The 18,244-nt window shown below is 68.4% G+C and carries 19 protein-coding genes and 1 pseudogene; 15 read left to right on the top strand and 5 right to left on the bottom strand.

Annotated features, from left to right (window positions below; all coding sequences use genetic code 11):
• Positions 1-132: 132 nt before the first annotated feature.
• Complete coding sequence (locus tag AB0H50_RS30655) at positions 133-1,008, bottom strand: sigma-70 family RNA polymerase sigma factor (RefSeq protein ID WP_357459450.1); 876 nt, start codon at positions 1,006-1,008, stop codon at positions 133-135.
• A gap of 71 nt (positions 1,009-1,079) precedes the next feature.
• On the opposite strand from AB0H50_RS30655, the gene AB0H50_RS30650 reads away from it, so the two are divergent.
• The 8 genes from AB0H50_RS30650 (at position 1,080) to AB0H50_RS30615 (ending at position 8,751) form a co-directional block, all read left to right on the top strand.
• Positions 1,080-1,970, top strand: a complete 891-nt coding sequence (locus tag AB0H50_RS30650; protein WP_357459447.1) for an alpha/beta hydrolase — start codon at positions 1,080-1,082, stop codon at positions 1,968-1,970.
• A gap of 270 nt (positions 1,971-2,240) precedes the next feature.
• Positions 2,241-3,293, top strand: coding sequence for a 3-keto-5-aminohexanoate cleavage protein (locus AB0H50_RS30645; RefSeq protein ID WP_357459445.1), 1,053 nt, complete (start codon positions 2,241-2,243; stop codon positions 3,291-3,293).
• A gap of 132 nt (positions 3,294-3,425) precedes the next feature.
• Positions 3,426-4,766 (top strand): MFS transporter, encoded by a 1,341-nt coding sequence (locus AB0H50_RS30640; protein WP_357459442.1) that lies wholly within the window; start codon positions 3,426-3,428, stop codon positions 4,764-4,766.
• 24 nt (positions 4,767-4,790) lie between these two features.
• Positions 4,791-5,390, top strand: a complete 600-nt coding sequence (locus tag AB0H50_RS30635) for an alpha/beta fold hydrolase (RefSeq protein WP_357459439.1) — start codon at positions 4,791-4,793, stop codon at positions 5,388-5,390.
• The gene (locus AB0H50_RS30630; RefSeq protein WP_357459437.1) at positions 5,387-6,139 is read left to right on the top strand and encodes a CoA transferase subunit A; all 753 of its coding nucleotides are present in this window, start codon (positions 5,387-5,389) and stop codon (positions 6,137-6,139) included. The genes AB0H50_RS30635 and AB0H50_RS30630 overlap by 4 nt, the downstream gene beginning before the upstream one ends.
• 1 nt (position 6,140) lies before the next feature.
• Positions 6,141-6,800: a 3-oxoacid CoA-transferase subunit B gene (locus AB0H50_RS30625; RefSeq protein ID WP_357459434.1), complete on the top strand. Its 660-nt coding sequence runs from the start codon at positions 6,141-6,143 to the stop codon at positions 6,798-6,800.
• Between the two features lie 35 nt (positions 6,801-6,835).
• Entirely contained in the window at positions 6,836-7,606 is a 771-nt protein-coding gene (locus tag AB0H50_RS30620; protein ID WP_357459431.1) for a hypothetical protein, read from the top strand.
• Between the two features lie 230 nt (positions 7,607-7,836).
• Entirely contained in the window at positions 7,837-8,751 is a 915-nt protein-coding gene (locus AB0H50_RS30615) for a putative sulfate exporter family transporter (RefSeq protein ID WP_357459859.1), read from the top strand.
• Positions 8,752-8,800: 49 nt separating this feature from the next.
• On the opposite strand, the gene AB0H50_RS30610 is transcribed toward AB0H50_RS30615, so the two are convergent.
• Together AB0H50_RS30610 and AB0H50_RS30605 are read right to left on the bottom strand one after the other, a co-directional pair.
• Positions 8,801-9,241: a hypothetical protein gene (locus tag AB0H50_RS30610; protein WP_357459428.1), complete on the bottom strand. Its 441-nt coding sequence runs from the start codon at positions 9,239-9,241 to the stop codon at positions 8,801-8,803.
• 247 nt (positions 9,242-9,488) lie between these two features.
• Entirely contained in the window at positions 9,489-10,478 is a 990-nt protein-coding gene (locus tag AB0H50_RS30605; RefSeq protein WP_357459425.1) for a WYL domain-containing protein, read from the bottom strand.
• Between the two features lie 100 nt (positions 10,479-10,578).
• Between AB0H50_RS30605 and AB0H50_RS30600 the strand changes: the two genes are divergently transcribed.
• Positions 10,579-11,004 carry a VOC family protein gene (locus AB0H50_RS30600; protein ID WP_357459423.1) on the top strand — a complete coding sequence of 142 codons (426 nt, stop codon included), beginning with the start codon at positions 10,579-10,581 and terminating at the stop codon, positions 11,002-11,004.
• Positions 11,005-11,095: 91 nt separating this feature from the next.
• Here the strand turns inward: AB0H50_RS30600 and AB0H50_RS30595 are convergent, their stop codons facing one another.
• Positions 11,096-11,428 (bottom strand): hypothetical protein, encoded by a 333-nt coding sequence (locus tag AB0H50_RS30595; protein WP_357459881.1) that lies wholly within the window; start codon positions 11,426-11,428, stop codon positions 11,096-11,098.
• Positions 11,429-11,446: 18 nt separating this feature from the next.
• Between AB0H50_RS30595 and AB0H50_RS30590 the strand changes: the two are divergent.
• Both AB0H50_RS30590 and AB0H50_RS30585 read left to right on the top strand, forming a co-directional pair.
• Positions 11,447-12,160, top strand: a pseudogene (locus AB0H50_RS30590) (hypothetical protein); the annotation flags it as partial.
• Between the two features lie 145 nt (positions 12,161-12,305).
• Complete coding sequence (locus AB0H50_RS30585; RefSeq protein WP_357459856.1) at positions 12,306-13,679, top strand: MFS transporter; 1,374 nt, start codon at positions 12,306-12,308, stop codon at positions 13,677-13,679.
• A 110-nt stretch (positions 13,680-13,789) separates the two neighbouring features.
• Here AB0H50_RS30585 and AB0H50_RS30580 read toward each other — a convergent pair whose 3' ends face one another.
• On the bottom strand, positions 13,790-14,209 hold the full coding sequence (locus tag AB0H50_RS30580; protein WP_357459420.1) for a DUF6223 family protein: 420 nt from the start codon (positions 14,207-14,209) through the stop codon (positions 13,790-13,792).
• A gap of 213 nt (positions 14,210-14,422) precedes the next feature.
• Here AB0H50_RS30580 and AB0H50_RS30575 point away from each other — a divergent pair, with 213 nt between their 5' ends.
• The 4 genes from AB0H50_RS30575 (at position 14,423) to AB0H50_RS30560 (ending at position 18,039) form a co-directional block, all read left to right on the top strand.
• The gene (locus tag AB0H50_RS30575; protein ID WP_357459418.1) at positions 14,423-15,529 is read left to right on the top strand and encodes a histidine kinase; all 1,107 of its coding nucleotides are present in this window, start codon (positions 14,423-14,425) and stop codon (positions 15,527-15,529) included.
• A complete protein-coding gene (locus AB0H50_RS30570) occupies positions 15,526-16,188 on the top strand; it encodes a response regulator transcription factor (RefSeq protein WP_357459415.1) in 663 nt (220 codons plus the stop codon). Before AB0H50_RS30575 ends, AB0H50_RS30570 begins: the two co-directional genes overlap by 4 nt.
• 117 nt (positions 16,189-16,305) lie before the next feature.
• Positions 16,306-16,512 (top strand): hypothetical protein, encoded by a 207-nt coding sequence (locus AB0H50_RS30565; RefSeq protein WP_357459853.1) that lies wholly within the window; start codon positions 16,306-16,308, stop codon positions 16,510-16,512.
• 303 nt (positions 16,513-16,815) lie between these two features.
• Positions 16,816-18,039, top strand: a complete 1,224-nt coding sequence (locus AB0H50_RS30560) for an oxygenase MpaB family protein (RefSeq protein ID WP_357459412.1) — start codon at positions 16,816-16,818, stop codon at positions 18,037-18,039.
• Positions 18,040-18,244 lie beyond the last annotated feature (205 nt).

Raw genomic sequence — 18,244 nt, 5'->3', positions numbered from 1 at the left:
TGCGCTCGGACGTACACAAGACGCCGACTCCGAGCCTTTTGTGACACCTCGATGACCGTGGTCCGCGTCACTCCATCGGCGGTCGCATCGGCTTGCTGCCGAGCGTCTTCTGCTCGTCCGGCTACCCGCGCCTCAGCGGTTCAGGTGGGCCAGCTTCTCCGGGTTGCCCACCGCACGGATCGCGTGGACGAGCCGGCCGTCGGTCTCGAGCCCGATGACGGCCATCACGCGGCCCCCTAGCGATACGACAACCCCTGGCTGGCCGTTGACACCGGTGACTCGGAAATCCGCGTCGGTACCGAACAACGAGGCCGCCAAGACCACGGACACGAGCTCCGATCCAACCTGCGGGCCTCGCGGTGCGCCGGCGATCCGGCCGCCCGAGTCGAATTCGCCGACCACGTCCGGTGCGAGCACGGACGCCAGGGCGGCGAGATCACCGTTGACGCATGCGGCAGCGAAGCGCTCCGCCACCGCCCGGGCCTGGGCGGCGGGCACGTCGAAGCGAGGTTCGGCGTCGTCCCGGATCACCGTCCTGGCACGGCTGGCGAGCTTGCGAGCGGCGGCCGGCTTCCTTCCCACGATCTCGCCGATCTCGTCGAACGTCAGGCCGAAAACGTCATGGAGTACGAACGCGACCCGCTCCGCAGGCGACAGGGTCCGCAGTACCGCGAGCAGCGCCAGTCGCACACTGTCGTCGAGCGTCACATGGTCGGCCGGATCGGGCTCGGTGCCCACGGGCTCGACCAACGGCTCGGGGAGCCAGGGCCCGACGTACTTTCTTCGCGTCGAGCCTGCCCGCAGCGCATCCAGGCAGACGCGCCCCGCGACCTTGACAAGCCAGCCCTCTACATCGTCGATCCCGTCGACGCCGGTGCGAGTGAGCCGGGCGAACGTTTCCTGGACGGCGTCCTCGGCATCGGTGAGGGTCCCGAGCATCCGGTAGCAGACGTCGAGCACGCGCTTGCGGTGCCGACGCCAGGCGGCGTCCACGGTCGAGTCGGTCATGTCCAACAGGACGAATGAGGAGACACGAATGTGACCGTCACACTCCGGCAGAGTAGTCCGTCCGTAAAGGTATGGAACTCCACACCGAACAGCATCCGATCGGCAATCGGCCAGACTGGCTCCCCGAAAGCGTCTGGCCATACCCCTTGCACGCTCTCGACGTCGACGGCCGCCGCATGGTCTACACCGACACCGGCGGTGACGGCCCCGCGCTGCTCATGGTCCATGTGGGCATGTGGTCGTTGCTCTGGAACGGCCTGTTCGCCGAACTCACCGGCCGCTATCGCTGCGTCACTCTCGACGTCCCGGGCTCCGGCCTGTCCGACCCCGCACCGGCCTCTCTGTCCCGCGCCTCAGCCGCGATCGGAGAGCTCATCGATCACCTCGACCTCCACGACGTGACTCTCGTCGTGCACGACACCGGCGGCTGGGCCACTCTCGCCGCGGTCGGCTTTCGGGAGGCACGCGCCGAGCGGGTAGCCGGGCTCATCGCCATCAACACTTTCGGTTGGAAACCTCGGGGGATGCTGCGCCTGGCCCTGCGGTTCTTCGGCTCAGCTCCGATGCGCGAGGCAACAACGCTCACGGGGATCCTGGCCTGGGCCAGCGCCACCCGGTTCGGCGTGGGCCGGCACTGGGATGGCGCAACCAAGCGGGCATGGCGACGCGGCCTCCGTGACCACGACAAGCGCCGGTTCCCGCACCACATGTTCGCGGACGCCGTACGCGACACCACCGTGTCGGCGGCCGCAGAGCGGGGCGTGGCGATGCTCACCGATCGACCGACATTGACGATCTTCGGCCAGTTCGGCGACTACTTCCGCTTCCGACGCCACTGGGGCAAGCTCCGGTCCGACCTGAGCGACACGACCATCCCTTGGGGCCTGCACTTCCCACAGTCGGACAACCCCGCGCTCGTCGCCGACACCCTTCACGCCTGGCACACATCGACCCTGGGGTAGTCCACCCATCGCTCGTCGCAGTCACCAGACCTCCTCACCGAGCAGCCTGCTGGTGACGATCGGGTCGTGGCGCAGTTCGCGAGCGGCCACCGTCGGTCACGGTCGAACGCGATGACCGCCCTTTCTATGTCCCGAAGTGAATGCATTTCTGTCCCGTCAGGATAAGCAACAGCCGGTGATCCCGCTTACTGTGGGTTCCATCACAGCCACGATGCACCGCGGTGAAACAACTCGCCGCCGACATCGTTCAATTCTGATCGGAGCACTTTCATGCATTTCCACGATGATTCGCTGTTCCCGGAGAACCAGGACAAGCTGGTCATCACGGCGGCCCCCTACGGTCCGGAGTGGGAGCTCGACGACTTCCGCGAGGACCTGCCGCTGACCATGGACGAACACGTCCAGGCAGCGGTGGACTGTTACGACGCGGGCGCCACCGTGCTGCACATCCACGTGCGCGAACTCGACGGCAAGGGCTCCAAGCGGCTTTCGAAGTTCAACGAACTGCTCGGCCGTCTTCGCGAGGCGGTACCGGACATGATCCTGCAGGTCGGCGGCTCCATCTCCTTCGCGCCCGAAGGCGAAGGGGCGGACGCGAAATGGCTGTCCGACGACACCAGGCACATGCTCGCCGAACTCGATCCGAAACCGGACCAGGTCACCATCGCCATCAACACCAACCAGATGAACATCGTCGAGCTGATGACCGACGACGACATCGCGGGCACCTCGTTCACCCGGCCCGAGGTGTACGAGGCGTACCGGGAGATGGTCGTTCCGGCCGGGCCCGCGTGGGTGGAAGAGCATCTGAAGCGGTTGCAGGCGGCCGGTATTCAGCCGCACTTCCAGCTGGCGAACATCGCTCAGCTGGAGACGGTGGAGCGGCTGATCCGTCGCGGCGTCTACACCGGCCCGCTCATGGTCACCTGGGTCGGCATCGGCGGCGGCTTCGACGGGCCCAACCCCTACAACATGATGGAGTTCATCCGTCGCGTCCCCGACGGCGCCGTCTTGACGCTCGAGACGCTGATGCGGAGCTGCCTGCCGATCAACACCATGGCCATCGCCATGGGCCTGCACGCCCGCTGCGGCAACGAGGACACCCTGTGGGGCCGCGTGGGACAGAAGATGACCTCGGTTCAGCAGGTCGAGCAGCTGGTGCGCATCGCGGGCGAGCTGGGCCGCGAGGTCGCAACGGGCAAGGAGGCCCGCGAGATCTACCGGCTCGACGAGCGCTACGCCGACGCCGACGAGACGCTGGCCAAGGTCGGCTTCGCGCCCAACCGCAAGCCCGGCCAGGTCGGATTCACCCACCACGCCTGAGCCCGGCGACATCGGGCGGGGACTGCGCTCCCCGCCCGGCTCCGGGCGTACGCCGCAACCGGCCTCACCCCATCTTTCTCAGCTCCGGTGCGTCGCACACCGTCTCGGTGCACCGGATTCGTAGGAGCACCAATGGAGTTGCACACTACCGCCGCCGGGGCGGACGGCCACGTGGTCACCGCCCCGGTTACGGCGGTCACCAGCGCGCCGCGACCTCGGCGACGCTATCCCTGGCTGGTCTTCGCGCTGGCATTCGGCCTGCTGCTGGCCGATTACATGTCCCGGCAGGTCCTCAGCGCGGTCTTCCCGTTCTTGAAAACCGAATGGGCGCTGTCTGATTCGCAGCTGGCGTCGCTCACCAGCGTCGTCGCGCTGATGGTCGGGATACTCACACTACCGCTGTCGATGCTGGCCGACCGCTGGGGACGGGTGCGCAGCCTGGTGCTGATGGCCGTGCTGTGGAGTGCCGCGACCCTGCTGTGCGCACTCGCCGCAGGCTACGAGCAGATGCTGGCCGCCCGCTTCCTGGTCGGCGTCGGCGAGGCCGCCTACGGCAGCGTCGGCATCGCGGTGGTGCTCGGCGTGTTCGCCCCCCGGGTGCACGCCGCTCTCAGCGGCGCGTTCATGGCGGGCGGGTCGTTCGGATCGGTGCTCGGCGTCGGACTGGGCGGCGTCATCGCCGTGCACCTTGGGTGGCGCTGGTCCTTCGCCACCATGGCGATCTTCGGCCTGATCCTGGCCCTGCTGTTCCGTACCGTCGTGAGCGAGGCGAAACTCGCACAACACGCCGTCGTCTCCGACGCGCGGCCTACGCAGCGCGGCAACGATTTTCGCGCGCCCGTCTCGACGCTGTTCACCAACCCCGCGGTGCTGTGCGCGTATGTGGGAAGCGCACTGCAGATATTCACGGCCGCGGTGCTGCTGTCCTGGATGCCGAGCTACTTCAACCGCAACTACGACCTGGCCCCGGACCGAGCGGGCGCGGTCGCCTCGGTGTTCGTGCTGCTCATCGGCGCCGGGATGGTGTGCTGCGGCATGATCACCGACCGGGTCGGCCAGGCGGACATGTCCCGCAAATGGACCGCCGCCATCGTGTTCTGCACCATCTCACTGCTGTGCCTCGCGGTCGGTTTCCGTCTCGGCACCGGCCCGCTGCAACTGCTGCTGATCGGCATCGGCGCCTTCTTCTCCGGCGGCTCGTCCGGGCCGACCGCGGCCATGGTCGCCAATCTCACTCACCCCTCGGTGCGGGCGTCGGCCTTCGGCACCCTCACTCTCGCCAACAGCCTGCTCGGGCTCGCCCTCGGACCGTTCGTCATCGGTGTCCTCGCCGATCACGTCGGGTTGGCGACCGCGCTGGGGCTGGCCCCGCTTGTCTACCTGGTCGCCATCGCCGCCCTGCTGCTCGGCAAGCGCACCTACCCGGCGGGGCTGCGCAAACTCGTGGCCGTCGAGCCCGCGTCCTCGCTCTGACCTCGAAAGGAGTTCTCGCCCACCATGAACGACACCGCCGAACCCACCGTCGTGATCGTGCCTGGACTGCGCGATCACGTGCCCGAGCACTGGCAGACCCTGCTCGCCGCACGGCTCGACAAGGTCCGCACGGTCCCGCCGCTCGAACGTGACGGGCTCTCCCGTTCCGCCCGCGTCACCGCACTCGACGCCGTCCTCGCCGATATCGAGGGCCCGGTGGTGTTGGTGGCACACAGCGCGGGCGTGATGATCACCGTGCATTGGGCGCAGCAGCCGACCCGGCCCGTGCAGGGGGCGCTGCTTGCCACGCCGCCCGACTTCGAAACGCCTCTGCCACAGGGGTATCCGACACCGGAGGAGTTGGCGGCGGGTGGCTGGCATCCGATTCCGTGGCGGCGGCTGCCGTTCCCGAGCATCGTGGCCGCCTCCACCACCGACCCGCTCGCGTCCTATCGGCGCGTGGCGGGCATGGCCGAGGCCTGGGGCAGCCGCCTGGCGGACCTCGGCGACGTCGGCCACCTCAATCCGGCTTCCGGCTACGGCTACTGGCCGCGCGCGGAGGAACTGCTGCGCGAGCTGATCGATGCCACCGCCGCGGCGTCCACCCCGGAGGTCATCCGGTGAGCAAGGTCGTCGCCTCGGCCGCGGCGGCGGTCGCCGACATCGGCTCCGGATGCTGTTTGGCGGTAGGAGGATTCGGTCTGTGCGGCATCCCCGACGCGCTCATCGCGGCGCTGGCCGCACGCGATGTCACCGACCTCGAAGTCATCTCCAACAACTGCGGCACCGATCAGCACGGCCTGGGAATACTACTGGCGGACAAGAGGATTCGCCGCATCATTGCCTCGTATGTCGGCGAAAACAGCGAGTTCGCCCGCCAGTACCTGTCCGGCGAACTCGAAGTCGAGCTCACGCCGCAAGGCACCCTCGCCGAGAAGCTGCGCGCCGGTGGGGCCGGTATCCCGGCGTTCTTCACCCCCGCCGGCGTTGGCACCTCGGTCTCCGACGGCGGGCTGCCCTGGCGGTACGCGCCCGACGGCTCGGTCGCCGTGGCCTCGCCGCCCAAAGAGGTCCGCACCTTCGACGGCAGGCGATACGTGCTCGAGGAAGCGCTGACCGCCGACTACGCGCTGGTCCACGCGCTCGTCGGCGACACCGACGGCAACCTGGTGTTCGACAAGTCGGCCCGCAACTTCAACCCGCTCGCGGCCACGGCCGGACGAATCTGCCTCGCCCAGGTCGAAAACCTCGTTCCAGCAGGCGAACTCGACCCCGCGCAGATCCACCTGCCCGGCATCTTCGTGCACCGCATCGTGCACACCGGACGGCAAACGAAACGCATCGAGAAACGCACCATTGCCCAGGAGCACTGACATGTCCACTGCTACAACGGTTCTCGGCTGGTCCCGCACCGCGATGGCGGCGCGCGCCGCACGGGAATTGCGGGCCGGGGAATACGTCAACCTCGGCATCGGACTGCCGACGCTGATCCCCGACCAGCTGCCCGACGGCGTCCACGTCACCCTGCACTCCGAGAACGGCATCCTCGGCACCGGCCCCTACCCGCACGCGGCCGACGTCGACGCCGACCTGATCAACGCGGGCAAGGAAACCGTGACAGTGCTGGCGGGCGCGTCGTTCTTCGACTCCGCGACCAGCTTCGGCATGATCCGCGGCGGCCACATCGACACCGCCGTCCTCGGCGGTATGCAGGTATCGGCCGCCGGCGACCTGGCGAACTGGATGGTGCCCGGCCACATGGTCAAAGGCATGGGCGGCGCGATGGACCTGGTGCACGGCGCCCGGCGAGTCATCGTCCTCATGGAGCACACCGACAAGACCGGCGCGCCCAAGATCGTCTCCCGCTGCACGCTTCCGCTCACCGGCGAACGGGTGGTGCACCGCATCATCACGAATCTCGCCGTCATCGACGTCACCCCCACCGGGTTGGCGTTGCGCGAATGTGCGCCTGGCGTCACCGAATTCGACGTCGCCGCGGCTACCGGCGCACCGTTGGCGACCACCTCGCAGTAGTGCCGGATTTCATCAACGAAGATGAGGAAAATGTCATGAAAATGAGGAAGACGGTCGTGACGGCAGCACTCGCCGCCGCGGCCCTGGCGACCACTGCCACCACTGCCCATGCCGCACCTGCCATGGACGATCCCGCGGGCGCGGAGGTGCGGTACGAGGTCGTCCGCTCCGGCGACTCCGCCGTCCTCACCATCGCGAACGGCACGTTGCGTGATCTCGACGAGCAACTCGTCTTGCTCGATCGCGACGATCGGCCCGTCGCCGCCATCCCGCTGACCTACCGGATCGATGACACCGCCTACCCGATCACCGCGCGCATCGACGGCACCACCGCAACCCTGACCCCGTCGAAAGACAACCCGCAACACATCACACCGGTGGCCGCAAAAGACATCGTCACCGTCGACCAAGCCGCGGCACAGGTCGCGGAGTCCTTCACCCCCCGCGACGCCCAAGCACTGGGCGTATTCGCCCAACGCGCCGCCATCGGCGCCGCCGTCAGCGCCGTGCTCGGCGCGGTCCTCGGCGGGGGTGTGGGCTGTCTGGTCGGCGCCGCCGCCGGAGCGGCCATTTCCAGCCCCCTGATCGCGCTGCTGGTGCCCTTCGTCGGCGCCACCATCGCCGGATGCGTCCTGGGCATGGCCACCCTCGGCGCGGTCGGCTCCATGGCCGGGATCGTGCTGGCCGGCGGGCCCATCACCCTGTTCTCCGCCATCCAGTACTTCTCCACCATCCTCGCGCCGTGCCCACCCGAACTCGCCTACTGCAAAGACCCGGCGCAGCAGCCCGCACCACAAGCCAAATAGCTTGCGCCACAGCTACACCCGGCCCCCGGGTGTAGCTGCCCGGTGCGCGGCCACCGCCGCATCGACAACCCGATTCGAGGACCATGGCTCACCACCCGTCTGCGCCACCGCATCCCCACGCCCAGCTCGACTCACCAGACGCACCCGCCGACCGCGGCCGCGCCGTCGCCTGGCTTCGCACGCACTGGTCCGGAATCGCGCTCGCCGCGCTCGCCGTCGTCGCGGTCGAGATGGTGGCGCGGTGGATCACCGGAGCGAGCCCGTTGCTGATCGCGATCATCGCCGGAGCGGTCGTCGCCAACCTCGTTTCCCTGCCGCAACGCATCCAGCCCGGACTGCAGTTCTGCGCCAAACGACTGCTCCGCCTCGGCGTGGCGCTGCTGGGTCTCCAGGTGACTTTCACCGACATCCTCGGCCTCGGGTCCGCCACCCTCGCCGTCGTCGTCGCGGTCGTCGTCCTCGGAATCGGCGTGACCATGCTGCTCGGCCGGCTGCTGGGCGTGAGCTGGACCCAACGCCTGCTGATCGCGTGCGGATTCTCCATCTGCGGCGCCGCCGCGGTGGCCGCTGTCGACGGCGTGGCCGAAGCGAAAGAAGAAGAACTCATCACGGCACTGGCGCTGGTCGTCGTCTTCGGAACGCTGCTCATCGCGATCCTGCCTCCCGCGGCGCAATCACTCGGGATGAACGAACACGCCAGCGGCGTGTGGGCGGGCGCCGCGATCCACGAAGTAGCGCAAGTCGTCGCCGCGGGCGGAGCCATCGGCGGCACCGCGCTCACCACCGCCGTCGTGGTCAAACTCGCCCGCGTCGCCCTGCTCGCCCCGGTCCTGGCAGCCATCGGCTGGCATCTACGCCGCAGCAGCCAACACGAATCAGGCCGGTCCGTGCCGCTGGTTCCGCTGTTCGTGCTCGGTTTCCTCGCTTGCGCGGGACTCCGGACCACCGGCACCCTCCCCGCGATCGTTCTGGACGCGGCAGGCTTCACCCAGACCACCCTGCTCACCGCCGCGATGTTCGCCCTCGGCACCGGAGTGCGGCTCGACACCCTCGCGCGAGTCGGCATTCGCCCCCTCGTACTGGCTGCCGCCTCGACTGTGTGCATCACCTCGATCGCTCTGGCCGGCGCACTGCTCGCCACCTGAAACCACACCCGGGCGAACCGGCGGTCGTTCACGCGCGAGGCAGGCGCGATCAGGTGTGCTGGAAATGCCACTCCTGGGTGTCGCTGCCGGGCGCGTACCGAGTCAGCTCGATCTGCTCCGCACCGACACCACACACGTGGCCGGGTACGTCGAGGACGAGGCCGCCTGCCGCCCAGACCGCGATGCGATAGCGGTCGGTGTGGGCTTCGTCGGTGGCGATCTGCCAGCCCAGCGGCGTGCCGCTGCACTCGACATGGGCGCCTTCGGTCACCAGACCATCGCCGAGGCCGAGCCTGCTGCCGGTGCGGCCGCTCGCGATGAACCAAATCCCTTCGCCGAATTCCGGCGCAGTCGACAACAGCCAGTGCTGCCAGCCGTTCTCGACACCCGGCTCACCGACCACCCGAACCTGATCGGCACTGTCGAGCGCCAGCACGCAACCGGTGCCGACATTGACGATTCGATAGACACCTTCGGTCAAATCAGCCATGTTCGACGTCCTCACAGTCCGCAAACTCCGACGCCCCAATGGTTGCACCGAAGTACCCCGGTCTCGGAGATCTCGACATCGCCGAACTACCCACCCGATCACCGATGAATCACGTTGCTTCAGGACTTGCCCGATCCAGGTTCGGTGCGAGCGGTCGAAGACGAGTGCGGGCCGGTCCACGGACGGCTTTTCGACAGCGATGTCCTCCGCGTGTTCCTGCCGGTTCGACGAGCGCGGTCGGCAGTCGTTACTCCGGCGCGCCGTTGCGAACGGCATCGGCGTAGCGGCGGGCCAGCCGGGCGCAAGCATCTCGAAGTTCTCGCGGTCCGATGACGTCGATGTCCGCGTCGAATGCGCCGAGGGCGGCCGCCAGGCTCGGCCAGGACCACGAGCCGAGGACGAGCCTGCAGCGGTCGGGACCGAGTTCCTCGACGACTCCGTCGGAGGCGAAGGGAGCGACCGCCGCGGCGGGGAGGCCGAGGATCACCTCCCCGCGACACGGCCAGTCTCCGGAAGCATCCGAGCCACGGAACCGGCTGGTCACGAACTGAGCGACATCCTCCCCGGGCAGTTCACGGGGCGAGAAACGAGGCCCGGTGGGGATGCGCGGTGTGATGCGATCGGCGCGGAAGATTCGCCAGTCCTCGCGGTCGAGGTCCCATGCGATGAGGTACCAGTGTCCGTCCCTGGCGACGAGGTGATGCGGTTGTGTCCGGCGCGCTGGAGTGGCCGCGCCGACTGCCGCCGCCTGGCTTGTCGTGGCGTAATCGAAGCGCAGCACTTCGCGGGCGTGAATGGCGGCGCTGATCGCCGTGAGCACGTGGGTCTCGACGGGCGGTCCCGGCTTGCTCGAGCCGAGGGCGGTGATCCGCAGGGCGTCGATGCGGCGGCGCAGCCGTGCGGGCATGACTTGCCGGACCGTGGTCAGCGCGCGCATCGCCGCTTCCTCGATGCCCGCACCCGAGGCGACGGCGATCCGGAGCGCGACGGCGAGTGCGACAGCCTGTTCGTCGTCGAACAGCAAGGGCGGCAAGTCGGCGCCGGGAGCGAGGCGGTACCCGCCTTCGGGACCCTTGATCGCGGCGATCGGGTAGCCGAGCTCGCGCAGGCGATCGATGTCGCGGCGCACGGTTCGCGGGCTGACGTCCAGACGCTCGGCCAGCAGCGCCCCTGGCCAGTCCCGGCGCGCCTGCAGTAGCGACAGCAGCGCCAGCAATCGCGCTGAGGTTTTCGGCATGACTCCACTATCGCCGGAGAAGCGGACACAACCTGGCCTCTTCCCCTGTGAATGTGATCGGCGGGCCCACCCATTGCATCTGCCAAGAGAGGAGACGGCCATGTCCGTCCACACTGTTACCCACTTGAACTTCCGGGGCGACGCCCGCGCAGCATTGACCTTCTACCACTCCGTGTTCGGCGGGGACACCGCGATCGTCACTTACCAGGACGCAGGCGCCGTGCACGATCCGTCCGCGGCGGACCAGATCATGTGGGGTCAGGTGAACGCGGGCAACGGGTTCTGCGTGATGGCCTACGACGTGCCCGCGCACCTGCCGTTCCACCGCGGTGAAAACTCCTTCTTCGTCTCGGTGCGCGGCGACGCGGACGACGAGATCGCCGGTTATTGGGACAAGCTGACCGAAGGCGCGACCATCGTGCAGCCTTTGGGTCCCGCCCAATGGGCGCCGCTCTACGGGATGCTGCGGGACCGGTTCGGTGTCACGTGGGTGCTGGACGTCGCGACCCCGTACGAGGCGTCCTGACCGACGAAGCCCGGTAGCGGGCAGAGGAATCAGCGGCAGGGCCGCGTGCGAGGTGCGTCACACTAGGGTTGCGACATACCCCCTGGGGGTATTACCTTTTCGATCGAGACGAAGCGACAAGATCGGAAAGGCCGGAGCGATGACCACGCAGACGCACACCAATCACGAGGGCGCGCACGGAGAGCGCGCCGAGCACGCGGCCCACGCCGGACAAGGCGTCCACACTGCGACTCACGCAGCGCACGCCGGTCACGGTGACCACACCCAGCACGCGGCTCACGCCGAACACGCCGCTCACAGGGACAACACCCAGCATGCGGCTCACGCAGCACATGCCGATCACGCCGGGCACGCTCAGCACGCGACTCATGCAGCACATGCGGGTCACGGAGACCACGCCGGTCACGCCGGGCACGGCGACCACGGCGCGAGCGGCGGACTGCCGGGAGGCCTCCAGATCACCCAGGACGGCTACACCTTGGCGCTCGCGGAGCCGATCATCGCAACGGGCGAGGTCGACTTCCGCTTCCGGATTCTCGGCCCCGACGGCGCGCCCGTCACCCGCTACGACGCCATCCACGACCGCGATCTGCACCTGATCGTGGTGCGGCGCGAGCTGACCGGGTTCTGGCACGTCCATCCCGAACTCGCGGCCGACGGCACCTGGACCGTGCGGCTGAATCTTCCGGAAGCGGGCGCGTACCGCGTCTTCACCGATATCGCCCCGCAGGCCCTTGGCAAGACGATCACCCTCGGTGCGGATCTCGCCGTGGCGGGCGCGTACGAACCGCGGCCGACGCCGGCCGCCGCGCGCACCGCGAACGTGGACGGTTACCAGGTGACCCTCGACGGCGATCTGGTGCCGGGCGCGGGACAACTGCTCACGCTGACCGTTCGCAAGGACGGGCAGCCGGTCGCCGACTTGCAGCCCTATCTGGCCGCCTACGGACACCTGGTGATCCTGCGGGCGGGCGATCTGGCCTATGTCCACGTCCACCCGAACGGCGAACCCGGCGACGGGGTGACCGCACCCGGCCCGGACATCACCTTCCACACCGCCGTGCCCGGCCCGGGAACCTACCGCCTCTTCCTGGATTTCCAGCACGGCGACGTCGTCCGTACCGCCGCGTTCACCTTGCCAACCGCGACCCGCTGAGCACCGAAATCCGGTGGGCGAGCGCAGGTTTCACTCGCCCGCCAGCTTTCGGAGAGGAGACCGAGATGTGCGAGTGCTGCTGTCGAAGCACACGTGATCCACCCCGACTCATCCCCAGGAAGTGTTTCCGATGCGTTCCACCCCCATGATCACCGCACTGTTCGGCAACCACGATTACCTGCGGCTGTTCACCGCCCAGGTGTCGGCGCTTTTCGGCACCGGACTGACCACCGTCGCGCTCGGACTGCTCGCCTACGAGCTCGCCGGGGCCGACGCGGCCGCCGTCCTCGGCACCGCGCTGACGATCAAGATGGTCGTCTACGTGACGGTCGCGCCCCTGGTCGCCGCCTACGCCGACCGATTCCCGCGCCGCTCGTTCCTGGTGGGGCTCAACGTCATTCGCGCCGCGGTCGTGCTGGCACTACCGTTCATCGATCAGATATGGCAGATCTACCTGTTGATCGCCCTGCTGCAAACCGCCTCGGCCGCCTTCACCCCGACCTATCAGGCGATCATCCCCGACATCCTGCCCGACGAACGCGAATACACCAGGGCGTTGTCGGCCGCACAGCTGGCCGCCACCATGGAAACTCTGCTCAGCCCGATGCTGGCCGCGGCGGCGCTGGCCGTGATCAGCTTCCACTGGCTGTTCGTCGGTACCGCAATCGGATTCGCCGTCTCGGCGATCCTGGTGATCGCGACCCGCATACCGAACGCGACCGCCGCCACCGAGGGCTCCTTCCGGCAGCGGATCACGGTGGGCATGCGCATCTTCGCCGCAACGCCGCGGCTGCGCGGCCTGCTCGGAATGAACCTCGTGGTCGCCGCCGCCGGATCGGTGATCATGGTCAACACGGTCAACTATGTGCGCGACACCCTCGGCGGAACCCAGTCCGGGGTGGCGCTGCTGTTGGCGGCCAACGGGTTCGGCACCATGCTCGTCGCGCTGTCGCTGCCCCGCGTTCTCGATCTCCTCGGCGCGCGGCCGGTGATGCTGACGGGTGCGGCCACGCTGATCGCCGGACTCGGCGCGGCCATCGCCCTGTCGCTGGCGAACGCGGGCGACTGGCGCTGGGGCGCCGCGATCGCGGTGTGGGCCACCGTGGGCGCGGGCACCGCGGCGGTGCTCACCCCGACGGGTCAGGTGCTGCGGCGCTCGTCGCGGCCGGTCGATCGGCCCGCGCTCTTCGCGGCACAGTTCTCGCTGTCGCACCTGGCTTGGTTGATCACCTACCCGATCGCCGGGTGGCTGACGACCGCCGCCGGTTTCACGACGACTTGGGTGACGCTGGCCGTCCTCGCCGCGGCGGGAATCACCGTGGCGGTGCGGATGTGGCCGCGCCACGATCCGGAGGAGCTGACCCACCTGCACGAAGCCGGCACCATCGACCCGGCCCGGCTGGCCGATGCCGTGCGCGTGGACGACCGGTTCTACCGGCACACCCACGCCTACGTCATCGACGCCGAACACCGCCGCTGGCCGACGCGGACGGAGCGCGAGCTCACCGCCGCGGCTTAGCGGTCTAGACCGCGAGATTACTAGGCGGGCACCCGGTTTCGGGTGCCCGCCTCGTAGACACTCCGAACTCGGGGGCATCTTCCGGCAGACCTGAACGCGATGGCCTCGGGTCAGACCGTACGGCGGGCGCGGACCAGACCCACCCCACCGAGGACCGTCCCGATCAGCCCGAACACCAGCGCCACGATGGCGCCGCCCAGACCGTTACCGGTACCGATCCCGCCGTCGGACGTAACCACCACCAATCCGCCCATGCCCACGCCGATCAGTCCCGCCACCAAGGCCACGCCAGCCCCGCGTCTCCCGTTGTCCGCGCCGAGACGACCCGCCCGACGAACCAAGACCAAGCCACCGACGACCACGCCGGTCAGCCCCGCCAGCGCGGCCGCGATGGCGCCGAGTCGCCCAGCGCTCATGTCGCCGATACCGGCGGCCGACTGAACCGAGAGGTGCGAGGTCACCGGTGTGGCCAGCGCAACGCCTTCGCGCACGGCGACCGCCGCTGCGGCGGGCAAGTGGTGGAGGGACACGATATTCTCCTTCGTTCGGCTGGACGTCGTTCGATCATGTCCGCCCGACCCTTCGCCGATCATCGTGCGGCCGTGGACAATTCGCGCTGTCACAGCGGCGGTAGCGGGCTGCCGCGTAGGCCGTACCCGCCGCGAATGTACTGCGTACGCAGCAGGCCGCCGATCATCCCAGCGCGGGAGTCGCCCGTGCGAATATCCGGCTAGGGTGCACACATGAGCAGCCGCCGGATCGGAGACTGGGCGATCGCCGTCGGCGTGGCGGCGATTTTGTTGATCACCGCGCTGTCCAAGCAACACTCCCCCACGAATCTCGACCCGCTGGGCTACACCTTGTTGACGATCGGCGGACTGGCGCTGGCTGCGCGCCGCCGGGCTCCGGTGGCGGTGCTCATCGTGACCGGGGTGTGCGCGCTCGGTTACCAAGCCGTCGGTTTCGACGTGCCCGCCGTCGCGTTCCTGTTCGCGGTGTACGCCGCCGTGCGTGCGGGCCATCGCACGATCACCGTCGCGGCGTCGGTGACCCTGCTGGCCGCTCTCCCGCTCGCGGCGCTGGCCTCGCTGCACGATATGGGTGAGGCATTCGCGCGAGCCCGAGACGCACTCGAGCTGGCCTGGTTGATCGCGGCAGGGGCCGCGGGCGAAGCGCTGCGGCAAGCCGAGCGGCGAGCGGACGAGGCCGAGCGCACCCGGGAGGAGACCGCGCGGCGCCGCGCCGACGAGGAGCGGCTGCACATAGCCCGAGAGCTGCACGATTCGCTCACCCACCAGATCTCGGTCATCAAGGTGCAATCCGAGGCCGCCGTCCACGTAGCGCGCAAGCGGGGCGAAGAGGTACCCGAGGCCCTGCTGGCGATCCGGGAGGCAGGCCGGGAAGCGGCCAGGGAGCTGCGAGCGACGCTCGAGGCGCTGCGCGACGACAGCAAGAGCCCGCCCCACGGGCTCGATCACGTTCCAGATCTGGTGGAACGGGCCCGGACGACCGGACTCGACGCGACGCTGACGATCGAAGGGCAACGCCAGGATCTACCTGCCGCGGTGGATCGGACCGTCTATCGGATCGTTCAGGAGTCGCTGACCAACATCTCCCGGCACGCCGCCGCCTCCAACGCGTCGGTCCGAATCGATTACCGCCCTGACGCTTTGGTCGTGCGGGTCGACGACGATGGCAAGGCGACATCGGACACCGCGCCGCCGCCCGGCGTCGGACTGCTCGGGATGCACGAACGAGTCACCGCACTGGGTGGTCGTCTGCGGGCGGCTCCGCGCGGCGAGGGCGGCTTCTCGGTACGAGCCGAGCTCCCAGTGGAGCGGACGCCATGATTCGTGTTCTGCTGGTCGACGATCAGCCTCTCATCCGCAGCGGATTTCGCGCGCTGCTGGACCTGGAAGACGACATCGAGGTGGTGGCCGAGGCCGCGGACGGCGCCGAGGGCTTGGCGCTGGCCAGGGAACACCTTCCCGACATCGCGCTCATCGATATCCAGATGCCGGGCCTCGACGGCATCGAGACGACCCGGCGCATCGCCGCGGACCCGAGCCTGGCGTGCGTCCATGTCGTCATCCTGACCAATTACGGCTTGGAGGAGTACGTCTTCCACGCGTTGCGCGCCGGCGCGGCCGGATTCCTCGTCAAGGACATTCAGCCGGAAGACTTCCTGCACTCCGTGCGCGTCGCCGCGCGCGGCGACGCGCTGCTCGCACCGTCGATCACTCGCAGGCTTATCGATCGGTACGTCACCCAGCCGTTCGCCACCGCCGTCGGCAAGGCCTTGGAAGAACTGACCAACCGCGAACGCGAGGCCGTAGCGCTTGTCGCACAGGGCTTGTCCAACGACGAGATCGCCGACCGCATGGTGATCAGCCCGCTGACCGCGAAGACCCACGTCAACCGGGCCATGACCAAGCTGCACGCCCGCGACCGTGCCCAACTCGTCGTTCTCGCCTACGAATCCGGCCTGGTGGCCCCGCGCCGCTCCTGACCTCGACGTACCACCCGATTCTCACGGACTCCGATGGTTTTCCCACGCGCCGGTCGGAGGTGCGGGCAGGTGCGCATCTACGGGAAAAAGCGCAGAATGGACACTGGAAAGGTCGCCATGGGAGCGATAAAAGGTCTGCTCAACCTGGTTTTGGGACTCGTGACGGCCGTGCTCGGCACGGTCCTCGCGTTGGTCGCGGGCGTGGTGTGGATCCTCGGCGCGGTGCTTTGCGCGACGATCCTCCTGATTCCCCTGGGGCTTCCAGTCATCAGGCTCGGCAGCCGCCTGTTCGGCCTTGCCCGGCAGCTCATGCATCTCCCCTGACGGAGTATCGATCCGATCAGGTGGCGCTCCGAAGCTGATTCTTCGCGCGACGCGATCGGAGGCGTCGTTGCGTGCGCCAGTTGGCGGACCAGCGCCTCGCTCGGCCACCGCTCGAACCGGGTCGAGCGGCCAGCCCGACTCCTGCGGTCGACGGCGGCATACGGATCACTCCTCACCACATCGATCTTTGGCAATGATCCTTGCCAAAATCTAAGTTCTGGTAGAGGATCTTGCCAGAAGCGGATGAGGGTGAGCTGCCCCGATCGCGACGTGCTGGCATCCACCTCGAAGGAGAGAGTGACCATGGATTCGACGATCCCGAGTCGGCACCCGACCGCGCCGAAGGCCGTCCCCGGCCCGGGCCTTTGGCTGGTCGCGCGGGTGCTCGGCCTGCACAATCCGACTCCGGTCCAGTTCCACGAGCTCGGGGAAGCATTGAATGTCGGCGACCGGCCGATGGACGAGCTGGTGGACTGGATGTATCGGGAAGGGATGGCGACCACACGGCCGCTGTTCGAGCGCGCGCTCCGCGAGGGGATCGCGACGGTGCCGCAGGCGCCCGGCCCGTTGCGCGAGTTCTTCGAATACGTCGAAGCCGTACCGGACTGGGTGGACTGGGACAAGATCCGGCATGCCGAATACGTGTTCAGCAGCGTCGGCCGCGACGGGCTCTACGTCGCGCGCGACATGTCGTTCCTGGGCGGATACTTGGCCTCCGGTTTCAACAAAACCCTGCTTCGCACAGGGGCTTTGGAGAAGGGACCTGCCAAGCGTTTCGCCGAGACGACGCAGTGGGCGATGGATGTCACGTCCGACGGCGGCATGCTGCCGCGCGGCCTCGGCTATCGGTCCACGGTGCATGTGCGGATGATCCACTCGATGGTCCGCCGCCACGTCGCGGCATTGCCGGACTGGCGTAGCGAAGACTGGGGATTGCCGGTCAACCAGACCGACATGGCAGCCACCCTGGTCGGCGCGCTGATCGCGCCCATGGTGGGAGCCGTGGGCATGGGGTGGCTGGTGACACCGCGTGACGCGGACGCCGCGGCGCACTTCACACGGTACGTCGGCTGGGTGATGGGCGTGGAAGAACGCTTCCTGCCCAACGACTTCCGCGACAGCGTCCGGATTCTCTATCACACGATGACGGCGATCACCCATCCCGACGAGACGTCGCCTCAGCTGGCGCTGCCGATGCGCGACGATCCACTGGGCTGGCATTACCGCCATCTCGCCGGACTACGCCGGCGCATCGCACGTTCCCAGCACCTGTCGATCGCCACCATGTTCCTGGGTCCAGCCGCGATGAGGAAACTGGGCCTGCCCGCTTACACCCCGCCGTGGTATCCCCTCCTGCGCATACCGTTCAACCTCGCCCGGTCGATCCGGACCCGGATCGTGCCAGGACAATTCGAACGCGCCGCCGCACAAGGACGCACCGAGCAGTTGGCGTTCATCCGCACCCTGACCGGCTCGGATGCCGCGATCATCGGCGAATCCGCCCAGCACATCGGACACGCCGCGTAAGCCCCCGCCGGGGCGAGCTCGGCAGCCGCCTGTTCGCCCTCGCCAAGTGACGCACCTCCCCTGACGAGCATGTCCTCAGTGCGGCCTAGCGGAATTCGTCTCCCACCGTGTGCCGAATGACGTTGTCGGCCGATCGATGAACTGCGCCAGTCGCATTCGTTCGATTCCCTTCGCGTTCGCCACGGCTGTCGGCGCTCCCATCGGG

Source organism: Nocardia sp. NPDC050793 (genome assembly GCF_040654065.1).
Lineage (GTDB): Bacteria > Actinomycetota > Actinomycetes > Mycobacteriales > Mycobacteriaceae > Nocardia.
The sequence above is the reverse complement of the archived record's forward strand: the minus strand, read 5'-3'. Positions and strand labels throughout refer to the sequence as shown.